Here is a 13,219-nt window from a genome sequence, read left to right as displayed (position 1 = left end):
CGGATCGTATCGATCCGATTGGCAGATGGGCGTTCGAGGCGCCGACGTCAACCGGTCGGCGCCGGCGATCAGGTCCGACTGACGATCGGGGGGACGGTGCCCTCCAGCGCGCTTCGATGCTGGATCGACAGCTGCGTCAGCCAGCCGCCGCCACCGGTGCGCACCTGACGCGGGGTCATGCCGGTGAACTGCTTGATCTCGCGGATCATGTGGCTCTGGTCGTAAAAGCCCTCGATGACGGGCATCTCGCCGCCGCGCTGCTTCGACAGCGCGACCGCCGCTCGCAGGGCACGATATTTGCGCGCCAACAGCTTGGGAGGCGCACCGTACAACTGGTTGCAGCGCCGCTCGACCTGCCGCCGCGACAGCCCCGTCGCGGCCGCCAGCGCGTCGAGCGACGGCGACGGCGCATCGGCCAGCCAGGCGTCGACCGCCTCGACGAAGCTGCGCGTGCCGTGCTGCGTCGGTCGCAGCAGCGCGTCGAGCACCGGCTCGATGATCGAAGCCATCGCCGCGATATCCTGGTCGAATCGCAGCCGGGCGACGGCGTTCGTCAGCGACTCGCCCAGCACCGCCCCGGCATCCGCGACCCGGTTGAGCAGCAACGAAGCGTCGTCGTCGATCAGCGCCTCCCATCCCGCTGGCATCAGCCCCATGCCGAAGACCAGCAACGGCCCTTCCGCCGATACGGTAAAAGCACCGCTCGTCGGCCCCAATAGATGAAGCGGTGTCGCCTCCTGCCGAGAGCCGTCGGCAAAGACATAATGGGCGCTTCCGGCGGATAGGCGCAGGCGCAACTGCGCGCGGTCGGCGCGTTCGACTTCGTTCAGACCGGTGTCGGTCTGCAGCCGATAGAAGGTCGAAATATAAGGAGCGAGTCGCGACGCCGGTATCTGATAGTCGAGAACGACACCCGCCATGTAATCCCCCCACGGACAGGCTTAGCATCCTGAAACGACACAGAAAAGAGGCCCGGCCGCAAGCAGCCGGGCCTTTCAGTGAGAAGCGTGCCCGAAAGCTCGCTCCTTGGGTCGCAACATCCTCAAAGCATGGGGCAGTCTTGAAGTATTGGACGAATCCGCCATCGCCGTCCCGAAGCGGGAGGTTTTTTTGACCCCGGCGCAACGGCGTGCGAGTGCGCCGCCACCATGACCTTTGCTTTGCGTCCTCTCCTGTTCACCATCGATGCCGAAAGGGCACATGGTCTTACCTTGTCGATGCTCGCCGGCTGGGCGCGCGCCGGGTTGCCGCTCGCGCCGGACCGGGTCGAGTCGCCGCGCCTGCGCACCCGCGTCGCCGGTCTCGACTTCGCCAACCCGCTCGGCCTCGCCGCCGGCGCCGACAAGGACGGCCGAGCGATCGACGGCTTCCATGCGCTCGGCTTCGGGCACGTCGAGATCGGCACGCTGACCCCGCTGCCCCAAGCCGGAAACCCCCGCCCGCGCCTCTTCCGCCTCGTCGCGGATCGCGCGGTGGTTAACCGCATGGGGTTCAACAACGGCGGGCTCGACGCCGCCCTGCCCCGCGTCGCCGCCGCCAGGCGTCGCGGGCTCGTCGGCATCAACGTCGGCGCCAACAAGGACGCGGCCGATCGCATCGCCGACTATACCCATGGCGTCGCCGCCGCCGCCCCGGTCGCCGACTATGTGACGATCAACATCAGCTCGCCCAACACCCCCGGCCTTCGCGACCTGCAACATGGCGCCGCGCTCGACGACCTGCTTGCCGCCACCGCCGCCGCGCGGGGGACGACGCCATTGTTCCTGAAGGTCGCACCCGATCAGGAGCCGGCGCAGATCGACTCGATCGCCCGCGCCGCGCTGACGCATGGCATCGATGCGTTGATCGTCGGCAACACCACCGTCACCCGCCCGGGCCTGCGGTCGCCTCAGGCCGACGAGGGCGGCGGTCTATCGGGCGCCCCGCTCGCTCCGCTGGCGGCACAGCGGCTGCGCGACTTCCGCCAGGCGACCGGCAGCGGCATCGCCCTGATCGCGGGAGGCGGCGTCGGCGATGCGGCAGAGGCCTATGCCCGCCTGCGCGCGGGGGCCAGCCTCGTCCAGCTCTACAGTGCGCTGGTCTATGAGGGCCCTGGCCTCGTCCGTCGCATCCTCGCCGACCTCGACGCCCTGCTCGCCCGCGACGGCATTACCGATCTCGCCGCGGTGATCGGCACCGACGCCTGACGCTACGGCCTTGCCATCGGGGGCAACTCGGGTAGCGTCGGCGGCAATGAAGACGTCGCTCATCCTCGCCCTCACCACGCTCGCCATCACCGCCGCTCCGGCCGAGGCGCGTCGACCCGCGCCGGCCAGGGCCGCCGGCATGGTCAGCGCCGCCGACCCGCGCGCTGCCGCCGCCGGCGTCGAGATCCTGCGCGCGGGCGGCAGCGCCACCGATGCCGCGATCGCCACCATGCTCGCGCTGGGCGTCGTCGAACCGCAAAGCTCGGGCCTCGGCGGCGGCAGCTTCTGGGTCAGCCAGCCTCAGGGCGGCAAGCTGTGGACCGTCGATGCGCGCGAAACCGCGCCGGCCGCCGCCGATCCGCGCTGGTTTTACACCGCCGACGGCCAGCCGCTCAGCCATGCCGATGCCGTCCCCGGCGGGCGAAGCGTCGGCGTCCCCGGCGCGATCCGCGGCATGGCGCTCGCGCATCGCCAGGGCGGCAAGCTGCCCTGGGCACGGTTGTTCCAACCCGCGATCCGCCTGGCGACCGACGGCTGGAAGCTCACCCCACGCTTCGTCGACAGCCTCGCGCGGTTCGGCGGCGACATCACGCCCGCAACCCGCGCCCTCTACGCGGGCCCGAACGGCCAGCCGCTTCCCGTAGGCAGCACGATCCGCAACCCCGCGCAGGCGGCGCTGCTTCAGCGACTCGCCATCCAGGGTCCCGACAGCTTCTACGTCGGCCCCCAGGCACAGAAGCTCGTCTCCACCGTCGATACCGCGGCGCGCAACCCGTCGAAGATGACGACCGGCGATCTCGCCAGCTACGACGCCAAGTCGCGCGACCCGGTCTGCGCCACCTACCGCGCTCATCGCATCTGCTCGATGGGCCCGCCCTCGTCGGGCGGCATCACCGTGCTGATGATCCTGAAGCAGCTCGAGCGCTTCGACATGGCCAGGCTCGGCGCCGCATCGCCGGTGTCGTGGCACCTGTTCGCCGAGAGCACGCGTCTCGCCTTCGCCGATCGCGACCTCTACATCGGCGATCCCGACTTCGTCCGCGTGCCGGTCGCCGGGCTGCTCGATCCCGCGTACCTGGCCCGCCGCTCGGAACTGATCTCGCCCGACAGGTCGCTTGGCACCATCACCGCCGGCACCCCCGCCGGCGCCCCGCCGCGCATCCCCGTCACCGCGCGCGAGACCGCCGGGACGACCGACGTCGCGGTTGCCGACGCGCGCGGCAACGCCGTGTCGGTGACGACCACGGTCGAAGGCGTCTTCGGCTCGGGCCTTTCGATGGACGGCATCATCCTCAACAATCAGCTCACCGACTTCGACATCGTCCCCGACAAGCAGGGCTATCTCGTCGCCAACCGGGTCGAGGGGGGCAAGCGCCCGCGCTCGTCGATGGCGCCGACCATCGTCTACGACCCCGCCGGCCGCGTCCGCCTCGTCGTGGGCGCCGCGGGTGGCCCGACGATCATCGCTCAGGTGGCGAAGGCGATCGTCGGCGTCGTCGACTGGAAGCTGTCGGCGCAGGACGCGATCGGCCTCGGCCTCGTCTTCGCCCCCGGCCCGGTCGCCTATGCCGAGACGGGCACGCAGCTCGATGCGATGCTGCCCGCGCTGCGCGCGCTCGGCGAGCGGGTAGAATCGAAGCAACTCGGTCTCAAGGCCAACGCCGTCGAGCGTGTCGGCGGTCGCTGGGTCGGTGCCGCCGATCCGCGCAGCGAAGGCGTCGCGATGGCCGAAGACGGCAGCGTCGCCGCGATCCGCCGCGTCGGCCTGACCAAGGATCGCCTGCCCGAATAGCGGATGCGCTCCGTCACGAGAGCGCACCATCCAAGGAGAGTTATGCCCCGTACCCTCGAACATTTCCCCAATCTCGTCGCGATGTTCTTCACCCGCGCGCGCGAAAAGGGCGACGCCCCCTTCCTGTGGGCGAAGCGGGACGGCGCCTGGACGTCGACCAGCTGGGCCGAGGCGGCACGCCAGGTGGCGAGCCTCGCCACCGGACTAAGGGCACTGGGGCTGAAGCCGGGCGACCGCGTGATGCTGGTAGCCGAGAACCGCCCCGAATGGTGCATCAGCGATCTGGCGATCATGGCCGCTGGCTGCGTCACGGTGCCGACCTACACCACCAATACCGAACGCGATCACCAGCATATCATCGAGAATTCGGGCGCCTGCGCGATCATCGTGTCGACCGCGAAGCTCGCCAAGACGCTGATGCCAGCGGTCCTGCGATCCAACCAGCCGCAACACGTCATCGGCATCGACGACATGCGCGCGCCGTCGAACGCCATCGCCTTCCACGGCTGGCGCGACCTGATCGCCAGCCACCAGGCCGATCCGCAGGTCGTTGCCGACGCCGCCACCTTCGCGCGCCAGGACCTCGCCTGCATCATCTACACCAGCGGCACCGGTGGCGCGCCGCGCGGGGTGATGCAGCATCATGGCGCGATCCTGCACAACTGCGACGGCTGCTGCACCGTCATCGCCGAGGATTTCGGCTGGGACGACGAAATCTTCCTGTCGTTCCTCCCCCTCAGCCATGCCTATGAACACACCGGGGGCCAGCATTTTCCGATCGCGATGGGCGGCCAGATCTATTACGCCGAGGCGCTCGACAAGCTGGCGAGCAACATCGAGGAGGTGCGCCCGACGATCATGTTCGTCGTGCCCCGCCTGTTCGAGGTGCTGCGCACCCGCATCACCAAGGCGATCGAGAAGCAGGGCGGGCTCGGCCAGAAGCTGCTGACCCGCGCCGTCGCGGTCGGCACGCGCGAGAGCAGCCGAACGCTGCGGCTGATCGACCGCCCGACGAAGCTCGCGGTCGACCTGCTCTTCAAGCCCAAGATCAACCGCAAGTTCGGCGGGCGGCTGAAGGCGATGGTTTCGGGCGGCGCGCCGCTCAATCCCGAGATCGGCATCTTCTTCCAGAGCATCGGCCTCACCTTCCTCCAGGGCTATGGCCAGACCGAGGCGGCGCCGGTCATCTCGTGCAACCGGCCCAAGGTCGGCGTGCGGATGGACAGTGTCGGCCCGCCACTCAAGAACACCGAGGTGCGGATCGCGCCCGACGGCGAGATCCTGGTCCGCGGCGAACTCGTCATGCACGGCTATTGGCGCAACGAGGCTGAAACCGAGCGCGTGCTGAAGGACGGCTGGCTCCACACCGGCGATATCGGCGAGATCGACGCGGCGGGGCGGATCAAGATCACCGATCGCAAGAAGGACCTCATCATCAACGACAAGGGCGACAATGTCGCGCCCCAGAAGATCGAGGGGATGCTGACGCTACAGCCCGAGATCGTCCAGGCGATGATCGCGGGCGACCGCCGCCCCTATATGGTCGCGCTGATCGTTCCCGATCCCGAATGGACGCAGGAATGGTGCGCAAAGCACGGCAATCGCTGCGATTTCAGGAACCTCGCCGAGAATGCCGACTATCGCGCCGCGCTGTCCGCGGCGATCGAGCGGGTGAACAAGGACCTGTCGGTGATCGAGCGCGTCCGTCGCTATGTGATCGCCGACGCGCCCTTCACGATCGAGAACGAGCAGCTGACCCCCAGTCTGAAGATCCGCCGCCATATGCTGAAGCAGGCCTACGGCGACAAGCTCGACGCGCTGTACAAGTCTTGATTCGGACAAAGCCCCTCCCCTTCAGGGGAGGGTTAGGGGGTGGGGCGTGTCTCACGGAGACCATCGCGTGCCTCCCCCACCCCAACCCCTCCCCTGAAGGGGAGGGGCGAGAACTCCCCTCAACTCCCCGTCATGCTGAACTCGTTTCAGCATCTCACCGCGACGCCCCCCGCGGCTTAAGATCCTGAAACAAGTTCAGGATGACGACGGACGAGGCCCCTACTTCGCCTTCGCCGGCACCACCGCCATCGTCCAGTCCATGCCCGGCACCAGATACTTGGCCGCCGTCTGCTGCAGCACCGCCGGCGTCACCGCACCGAAGTCGCGCCCGATCCGCCGCGTCGCTTCCAGCCGTGCCGGATTGAACGCACCGCCCGACAGCTCGCGCAGCCAGAACAGGCTGCTGGTCGAGGCACGCTGATACATCTGCGCCAGCGGCCCCTTCACCCGCGCCAGCTCGTCGTCGCTGACCGGCTTGGCGACGAGGTCTGCCGCGATTTCGCGTGCCATGCGGAAGAACAGGTCGACATTCTCCGGCGCCACCTGGCTGATCGCCATCAGCCGCCCGCCGCCGGGCATTCCCTTGGGCCAGCTGCTCGACACGCCCGGGCTGTAGCTGGCACCCGCCGCCTGGCGCATCTTCTCGAACAGCCGGTCGCTGAAGATCTGCGACAGCACGTCGAGCCGCCGCGCCTCGGCGATGTCGGCGAGGCCGGCCCCCGTCGGCCAGGCGATCACCGCCGACGCCTGGTTCACCTCGCCCTTGTGCGTGCGCATTACCGGCTTGGCGTCATGCGCCGGAAAGCGGACCGGCGGCGGCGTCGGACTGGCGGCGTCGCGCGGCGGCATCGCGCCGAACGTGGCAGCCACCGCGGCGATCGCCTCGTCGGCCTTGACGTCGCCGAACACGTCGACCTCGATCGGCCCCGACGCCAGCCTCGGCGCCCAGAAGTCCTTGAACTTCTTGGGGGTCAACTGATTGATCGTCTTCGCCGTCGGCGTCGCCCAGCGCGGGTCGCCATCGTGGAGCAGCCCTTCCAAGTCACGCGACAGCACCCCGTCGGCAGATGCTTCATAGCCGGGAATGGCGGTCAGCGCCGCCGACTTCGCGCGCAGCACCGGCGCGGCATCCCATCGCGGGAACGCCATCTTCGCCGCGGTCAGGCGCAGCTGGTCGGCATAGTCCTTCGGCCCCGTCAACGCCGCGATCGAGAACGCGTCCTCGTCGATCCCGAAATCGAGCTTCAACTGCCGCCCGGCGGTCAGCTGATCGATGTCGTCCTGGCTCAGGTCGCCGATCCCGCCTTCCATCAGTGCAAGGTCGGCCGCCCAGGCCGGACTCGCCTTGTTGGCCGGCAGGTCGTTGTAGCCGCCGCCGAAGCGCGCGCGGACATAGACGCGGCCGGTATCGTCGGGATTGACGAACAGCATTAGCCGGACGCCGTTGGCGAAGGTGACGATCTCGACCGGCAGGTCGGGCAGCGTCACCCGCGACACCACCTTGCCCGCCGGCCCGAACGCCGGCAGCTTCGATATGTCGACCGACGCCTGCGCGGTGCGCTTCACCGCCAGTCCGCTGACATCGGCCTTCAGCGCCGCCTCCAGCCGCGCCGCCGTGTTCTTCTCGATCGTCCGCGTGTTGACGATCGCGCGCGTCGCCACGCCCTCGAAGATTTTCTTGGTCGAGGCCAGCACCGTCGCCGGCGTGAACATGCCCTTCGCCTTGGCGTCGGTCAGGATCTCATACTGGTTCTGCGGCGCGGTCACCGTCTCGCGGATGTCGAGCGCGCCGGCCATGTCGTCGGCCTGCTTGGCGCTCGCCTCGACGCGCGCGGTGTCGACCGAATTGCGCAGCGCGGCGTCGTAATCGGCATATTCGCGATCCACCTCCGCCTGGCTCGGCGGCGTCGTCTCGGCATCCTGGATCACCGCGCGTACGTCCTTCAGCGCCGCTTCCCACTGGTCGCCGACCGGCAGGATCGTGACCCGCGTCATGTTCGCCGATCGCGATACGTCGTCGATATCGACGCTCGCCGACACGAAGCTACCCCCGGCCCGGGCGCGCCGTTCCAGCCGCCGGCTGATGATCCGGCCGGCCAGCGTGTCGACCATCCGCTTCTGATTGAAGGCGCGGGTGTCGTCATTATACTCCCAGGGCCGGATCACGCCGAGCATGACCAGCGGCGGCAGGCCCGGTTCGACCATCGTCGCCGCGCTCGGCTTGCTCGGATCGGGCTTGCCGAAGTCGGGTTCGGCGGGATCGGCGCCCTTGCCCTGCCAGCCGGCGAAGTTCTTCACCACCAGCTGCGACAGCGTCGCGGGATCGAGATCGCCCGAGATGATGACGACCGCGCGGCTCGGCCGATACCATTTGTCGTGGAACGCGGTCATGCTCGCGCCCGTCGCCGCCTCCAGCGACTTCAGCGTCCCGATCGGCGAGCGTTCCGCCAGCGGCTGGCCGGCGAAGAACAGCTTGTTCAATTCGTCCGACAGCCGCACCTGCGGGCCGGGCTGCTCGCGGCGCTCGGCCAGGACGATCGGCCGCTCGGCCGCGACCGCCGCATCGGTGGTGGTCGGCGCCGCCATCATTCCCGACAGGATCTTCAAGCTTTCGTCGACGCTGCCCGCTGTCGCGCTCGGCAGGTCGAGCTTGTACAACGTCTGCGTCGGCGTGGTCGACGCGTTCGAATCGGATCCGAAGGTCGCGCCCAGCCGCTGCCACACCAGCTTCGCCTGGCCGTCCGGCACATATTCCGAGCTGCGGAACGTCAGATGCTCCATGAAATGGGCATAGCCGCGCTGGTCGTCGGTCTCGACCAGCGAGCCGCTGTCGATGCGCACGCGGATCGATACCTGCCCCGGCGGCACGCCGTTGCGCCGCACCGCATAGCGCAGGCCGTTGGGCAGCGTGCCGAACGACCAGGCCGGATCGGGCGGCAGGTCGCTGCCCTTGTACAGCCAGGGCGTGGTATCGACCTTGATCCCCGGCTGGACCGACGCCGCCACCTGGGGCCGTGCCGGCTTCGCCGCCGTTGCCCGCCGGGGCGCGGTGGACTGGCCGATCAGCGGGGTCGCAAGGGCAAGGACGAATACGGGCGCGAGCGCGCGGGAGAAAAACGCCATGCCGGCCCTGTAGCGCCGCTGCCGCCCAACCGCCAGCGATGCGCGGGAATTTCAGGCCGCGCCGCTGCCGCACATCGCCATTTTTTCGACCCATAGTCTGGCTAGCGCCCGGGGCGACGGGGCGCTTTGTCCGCTGCCGCGTTGTGCGCTGCAGGAGTGCAGCGACCGAACGAAAGACCGACGAGAAGCAAGATGATGGCGCCAGCTACCCAACAGTCCCTTACCGCATTGCGGCAGAATTCGGGCGCTACCGATCCCGATGTCGTCCTTGTGCCCGACCTCAACGTCATTTCCGGCGCGCCACAGCCCGGCGCGGCGATGGAGGCGGAGCGCGGTCGCCCGCTGATCATCACCATCGGCAAGGCGCTTCGCGGTCTGTTCGACAAGCTGATCGGATCGTCGTCGCTGGTATCGAACGACCCGGTCCTCGACGTCCGCGACTTTCCCTGGACCGCGATGCTGCGCGACCATTGGGAAACGATCCGCGACGAGGCGGTCGCCGTGGCGCTGCGCGGCGAGGCGAGCCCAAGCCTCGCCACCATCTCGCCCGACCACCGCTCGATCGCGGAGGTCAACAAGTGGCGCTCGTTCTTCCTGTGGGGCTATGGCTATCGCATCGACGACAACGCCGATCGCTGCCCGCAGACCGCGGCGCTGGTCGAGCGCATTCCCGGCCTCAACAGCGCCTTCTTCTCGATCCTGGCGCCCGGCACCCACATTCCCGATCACCGTGGCGTCACCAAGGGGCTGATCACCTGCCACCTCGGCCTGATCGTGCCGCGCGACGGCGACGTGCGCATGCGCGTCCATGATCGCGTCGTCCGCTGGGCGGAGGGCGAGACGCTGGTGTTCGACGACACCTATCGGCACGAGGTATGGAACGACACGCAGGGCACGCGCGTCGTCCTGCTGATCCAGTTCGAACGCCCGCTGCGCCAGCCGGGCAAATGGTTCGCCGACTTCTTTATGGGCTTCGTCAAGCGCTCCGCCTTCGTCCAGGAGGCGCGCAACAACATCGACAGCTGGAACCAGGCGGTGAAGCAGTTGGACGTGTGACGTGCCCATCCTCCCCCGCCAGGGGGAGGTGGCAGCGAAGCTGACGGAGGGGCGTTAAGCAACTCACTCGCTTAGTGCCTCTCCCTGGCGGGGGAGGATCGGAACGCCTCCCTACCAATCCGGAAACAATCCCTTTCCCCCGACCCGCTTGATCCCCGCCCTACGCCGGGCCACATGCCGGTCATGCTGATCGAGACCGAAACCACCCCGAACCCGGCCACGCTGAAGTTCCTGCCGGGTCGCACCGTCATGGACAACGGCACCCGCGATTTCGCGACGCCCGAGGAAGCCGAAGCGAGCCCGCTGGCCGAAGCGATCTATGCGCTCGGCGACGTCACCGGCGTGTTCTTCGGTCGCGACTTCGTGTCGGTCACCGCGGCGCCGGGCGTCGCCTGGTCCAGCCTGAAGCCCGACGTGCTCGCGATCCTGCTCGATCACTTCAGCGCCGGCATGCCGCTGTTCAAGCCCGCCCGCGCCGGCTTCAGCGTACCCGCCGAGGACGAGGGCGTCACCACCGACGACCCCGCCGATGCCGAGATCGTCGCCCAGATCAAGGAGCTGATCGAAACCCGCGTCCGCCCCGCGGTCGCCAACGACGGCGGCGACATCGTCTATCGCGGTTTCGACAAGGGCAAGGTGTACCTCAAGATGCAGGGCGCCTGCGCCGGCTGCCCGTCGTCGAGCGCGACGCTCAAGAGCGGTATCGAGCAGCTGCTGCGCTACTACGTCCCCGAGGTCACCGAAGTCCGCGCCGTCTGACCGGCGCCCTCTTCCTCCGCACACCGTTCGTCCCGAGCGAAGTCGAGGGACACTGACGCAACTCTTGCGACTGGATGCCCCATGCCTGACGCCCTCCCCGACACCGCCCTCGACCAGCTCTTCCGTACCGCGCGCACCTTCAACGGCTACACCGATGCCCCGGTGACCGAGGCGGACATCCGCGCGATCTACGAACTGGCCAAGATGGGGCCGACCGCGACCAACCAGCATCCGGGCCGCTTCATCTGGTGTACCACGCCCGAGGCGAAGGAGAAGCTCGCCGCGCTGGCCAGCGACTCGAACGCGGCGAAGGTGCGCAAGGCGCCGGCGACCGTCATCATCGCCTATGACAAGAATTTCCACGAGCACCTGCCGACCTTCTTCCCGCACGTCGATGCGCGCCCCTGGTTCGCCGAGCCCGTCGGCCGCGAGCGCTCGGCGCAGCAGAACGCCAATCTCCAGGCCGCCTATCTGATCCTGGCGGCGCGCAGCCTCGGTTTCGACACCGGGCCGATGGCCGGGTTCGACGCCAAGGGCGTCGACGCCGCCTTCTTCGCCGACCAGCCCGATTATCATTCGATCATGATCATGACGGTCGGCCACGGCGATCCGTCGAGCATTCAGCCGCGCCTCCCGCGCCCGCCGTTCGATCAGTTCAACACGATCCTCTGAAACCGGCCCGTCTGAAACCGGCTTGCGCGCGCCGCCCGGTGCGGCATTGAGAGGATCGTGAGCGACCGCACCCTCGTCATCGACACCGCCACCGCCGCCTGCTCGGTCGCGCTCTTCGCGGCCGACGGCACGCTGATCGGCGACGCGCACGATGTCGTCGGCCGCGGCCATGCCGAAAAGCTGGTGCCGATGATCGCCGGCCTGCCCGATGGCGGCCGCGCGACCCGCATCCTCGTCGATGTCGGCCCGGGCAGCTTCACCGGCATCCGCGTCGGCATCGCCGCCGCGCGGGGCCTCGCACTGGGTTGGGGTGCCGGCGTCCGCGGCTATTCCTCGCTCGCGCTCGTCGCGATCGACCGGTTTCTCGATGCCCCCGACGCATCGCCGTTCGCGGTCGTGCTGGAGGGCGGGCATGGCGAGGTCTTCGTGCAGCGCTTCACCAACCAGCCCGACTTCGCCGCGCTCGACGACGTCGTATCGCTGACACCCGACGCCGCCATGGCGCGGCTGGGCACGCTGGGCGTCGTCGGCAACGGCGTGGCGGCGCTTCGCGACCTGCCCGCCGACCGGCAGGGGCCGGCGCTGCTGCCGCGCGCCGCGCGGGCGCCGATGCTCCCCCTGGCCTATCGCGATCTGCCACCGGTCCCGTTCTATGGCCGTGCGCCCGACGCCAAGCTGCCGGGCCAGCGCTGATGGCGACCCGCTCGATCGTCGTGCGCCCGGGCACCCCCCGCGACATCGCCACCGTCGACCAGTTGATGACTGCCGCTTTCGATCCGCGCTATGGCGAGGCATGGACACGCGGCCAATGCCTTGGCGTCCTCTCCATGCCCGGCGTCCGCCTGACCATCGCCGAGGTCGACGACCAGCCCGCCGGCTTTGCCCTCGTCCGCACCGTCCTCGACGAGGCCGAGCTGCTCCTTCTCGCCGTCGCGCCCGGCTATCGCCGCTCGGGGATCGGCACCGCCCTCATGCGCGGCGTCGTCGCCGCGGCGGAGGATGCCGGGGTCGCCGCGATCCATCTCGAGGTCCGCGCCGGCAACGAAGCCATCCGCCTCTACACCGCCCACGGCTTCACTCAGGTCGGCGAGCGTCGCGGCTATTACCGTGGCCGCTCCGGCCAGCTTCACGACGCCCACAGCTATCGGCGCGACCTCAAAGCCCTGTGACGCAACGCATTCGCGCGGATCGCCCCGGCTTTCGTCCTATTGCGAGTCGGTAGCGCTTTTCGCAACAAGCCCCCTGGCCTATATCCCGCCCATGCCTCGCAAGATCGACCTCGAAGCCCTGTGCCAGGAAAAGGGCCTGCGCATCACCGAACAGCGCCGGGTGATCGCCCGCGTGTTGTCAGAGGCCGAGGATCATCCCGACGTCGAAAAGGTCTATGAGCGTGCCTCGGCGATCGACTCGGGTATCTCGATTGCGACCGTCTATCGCACCGTTCGGCTGTTCGAAGAGGCGGGCATCCTCGACCGCCACGATTTCGGCGACGGCCGCGCCCGCTACGAGCCCTCGCCCGAGGCGCACCACGACCACCTGATCGACGTCGAAACCGGCAAGGTCATCGAGTTCGTCGACCCCGAGCTGGAGCAGCTGCAAAAGCAGATCGCCGAAAAGCTTGGCTTCCGCCTCGTCGACCATCGCATGGAATTGTACGGCGTCAGCCTCGCGCGGAAGGATTGATGCGAACGTCGCCAGCTTTGCTGGCGTCGAGACGCATCAAGCCCCGCCGGCGGCGCGAAGCGAGCGACCGACGACGCGGCTTTGCGGTTCCATTATCCGTCATGCTGAACTCGTT

Annotated in this window: 11 protein-coding genes; 9 read left to right on the top strand and 2 right to left on the bottom strand. The window is 68.7% G+C overall.

The features are described 5' to 3' along the window. Nucleotides 1-68 precede the first annotated feature (68 nt). Nucleotides 69-920, bottom strand: a complete 852-nt coding sequence (locus GGQ80_RS06605; RefSeq protein ID WP_183983109.1) for a helix-turn-helix transcriptional regulator — start codon at nt 918-920, stop codon at nt 69-71. 228 nt (nt 921-1,148) lie between these two features. On the opposite strand from GGQ80_RS06605, the gene GGQ80_RS06600 reads away from it, so the two are divergent. From GGQ80_RS06600 to GGQ80_RS06590, 3 genes are read left to right on the top strand one after another with little or no spacing between them, the layout of a single operon-like run. Then, complete coding sequence (locus GGQ80_RS06600) at nt 1,149-2,186, top strand: quinone-dependent dihydroorotate dehydrogenase (RefSeq protein ID WP_183983108.1); 1,038 nt, start codon at nt 1,149-1,151, stop codon at nt 2,184-2,186. A 46-nt stretch (nt 2,187-2,232) separates the two neighbouring features. Continuing rightward, entirely contained in the window at nt 2,233-3,978 is a 1,746-nt protein-coding gene (gene ggt / locus GGQ80_RS06595) for a gamma-glutamyltransferase (protein ID WP_183983107.1), read from the top strand. Between the two features lie 42 nt (nt 3,979-4,020). After that, complete coding sequence (locus tag GGQ80_RS06590) at nt 4,021-5,811, top strand: AMP-dependent synthetase/ligase (protein ID WP_183983106.1); 1,791 nt, start codon at nt 4,021-4,023, stop codon at nt 5,809-5,811. A gap of 219 nt (nt 5,812-6,030) precedes the next feature. Here GGQ80_RS06590 and GGQ80_RS06585 read toward each other — a convergent pair whose 3' ends face one another. Continuing rightward, on the bottom strand, nt 6,031-8,934 hold the full coding sequence (locus GGQ80_RS06585; RefSeq protein WP_183983105.1) for a M16 family metallopeptidase: 2,904 nt from the start codon (nt 8,932-8,934) through the stop codon (nt 6,031-6,033). A gap of 192 nt (nt 8,935-9,126) precedes the next feature. On the opposite strand from GGQ80_RS06585, the gene GGQ80_RS06580 reads away from it, so the two are divergent. The 6 genes from GGQ80_RS06580 (at nt 9,127) to GGQ80_RS06555 (ending at nt 13,104) form a co-directional block, all read left to right on the top strand. Further along, nucleotides 9,127-9,990 carry an aspartyl/asparaginyl beta-hydroxylase domain-containing protein gene (locus GGQ80_RS06580; RefSeq protein WP_183983104.1) on the top strand — a complete coding sequence of 288 codons (864 nt, stop codon included), beginning with the start codon at nt 9,127-9,129 and terminating at the stop codon, nt 9,988-9,990. A 183-nt stretch (nt 9,991-10,173) separates the two neighbouring features. Beyond that, complete coding sequence (locus GGQ80_RS06575; protein ID WP_183983364.1) at nt 10,174-10,749, top strand: NifU family protein; 576 nt, start codon at nt 10,174-10,176, stop codon at nt 10,747-10,749. Between the two features lie 81 nt (nt 10,750-10,830). Further along, nucleotides 10,831-11,421: a malonic semialdehyde reductase gene (locus GGQ80_RS06570; RefSeq protein ID WP_183983103.1), complete on the top strand. Its 591-nt coding sequence runs from the start codon at nt 10,831-10,833 to the stop codon at nt 11,419-11,421. A gap of 57 nt (nt 11,422-11,478) precedes the next feature. Further along, the gene (tsaB, locus tag GGQ80_RS06565) at nt 11,479-12,114 is read left to right on the top strand and encodes a tRNA (adenosine(37)-N6)-threonylcarbamoyltransferase complex dimerization subunit type 1 TsaB (RefSeq protein WP_183983102.1); all 636 of its coding nucleotides are present in this window, start codon (nt 11,479-11,481) and stop codon (nt 12,112-12,114) included. Continuing rightward, the gene (locus GGQ80_RS06560) at nt 12,114-12,590 is read left to right on the top strand and encodes a GNAT family N-acetyltransferase (RefSeq protein ID WP_183983101.1); all 477 of its coding nucleotides are present in this window, start codon (nt 12,114-12,116) and stop codon (nt 12,588-12,590) included. The genes tsaB and GGQ80_RS06560 overlap by 1 nt, the downstream gene beginning before the upstream one ends. Before the next feature lie 91 nt (nt 12,591-12,681). Beyond that, the gene (locus GGQ80_RS06555; protein WP_183983100.1) at nt 12,682-13,104 is read left to right on the top strand and encodes a Fur family transcriptional regulator; all 423 of its coding nucleotides are present in this window, start codon (nt 12,682-12,684) and stop codon (nt 13,102-13,104) included. The last annotated feature ends 115 nt before the right edge of the window (nt 13,105-13,219 follow it).

The sequence above is a fragment of the Sphingomonas jinjuensis genome, from assembly GCF_014197105.1.
GTDB lineage: Bacteria > Pseudomonadota > Alphaproteobacteria > Sphingomonadales > Sphingomonadaceae > Sphingomonas > Sphingomonas jinjuensis.
Note: the sequence above shows the minus strand (reverse complement) of the source record. Positions and strands in the feature narration are given on the sequence as shown.

Excerpts from the sequence above, each read along its gene's own strand:
- GGQ80_RS06605 (WP_183983109.1), bottom strand. The coding sequence starts at position 920 with ATGGCGGGTGTCGTTCTCGACTATCAGATACCGGCGTCGCGACTCGCT.
- GGQ80_RS06600 (WP_183983108.1), top strand. The coding sequence starts at position 1,149 with ATGACCTTTGCTTTGCGTCCTCTCCTGTTCACCATCGATGCCGAAAGG.
- ggt (WP_183983107.1), top strand. The coding sequence starts at position 2,233 with ATGAAGACGTCGCTCATCCTCGCCCTCACCACGCTCGCCATCACCGCC.
- GGQ80_RS06590 (WP_183983106.1), top strand. The coding sequence starts at position 4,021 with ATGCCCCGTACCCTCGAACATTTCCCCAATCTCGTCGCGATGTTCTTC.
- GGQ80_RS06585 (WP_183983105.1), bottom strand. The coding sequence starts at position 8,934 with ATGGCGTTTTTCTCCCGCGCGCTCGCGCCCGTATTCGTCCTTGCCCTT.
- GGQ80_RS06580 (WP_183983104.1), top strand. The coding sequence starts at position 9,127 with ATGATGGCGCCAGCTACCCAACAGTCCCTTACCGCATTGCGGCAGAAT.
- GGQ80_RS06575 (WP_183983364.1), top strand. The coding sequence starts at position 10,174 with ATGCTGATCGAGACCGAAACCACCCCGAACCCGGCCACGCTGAAGTTC.
- GGQ80_RS06570 (WP_183983103.1), top strand. The coding sequence starts at position 10,831 with ATGCCTGACGCCCTCCCCGACACCGCCCTCGACCAGCTCTTCCGTACC.
- GGQ80_RS06560 (WP_183983101.1), top strand. The coding sequence starts at position 12,114 with ATGGCGACCCGCTCGATCGTCGTGCGCCCGGGCACCCCCCGCGACATC.
- GGQ80_RS06555 (WP_183983100.1), top strand. The coding sequence starts at position 12,682 with ATGCCTCGCAAGATCGACCTCGAAGCCCTGTGCCAGGAAAAGGGCCTG.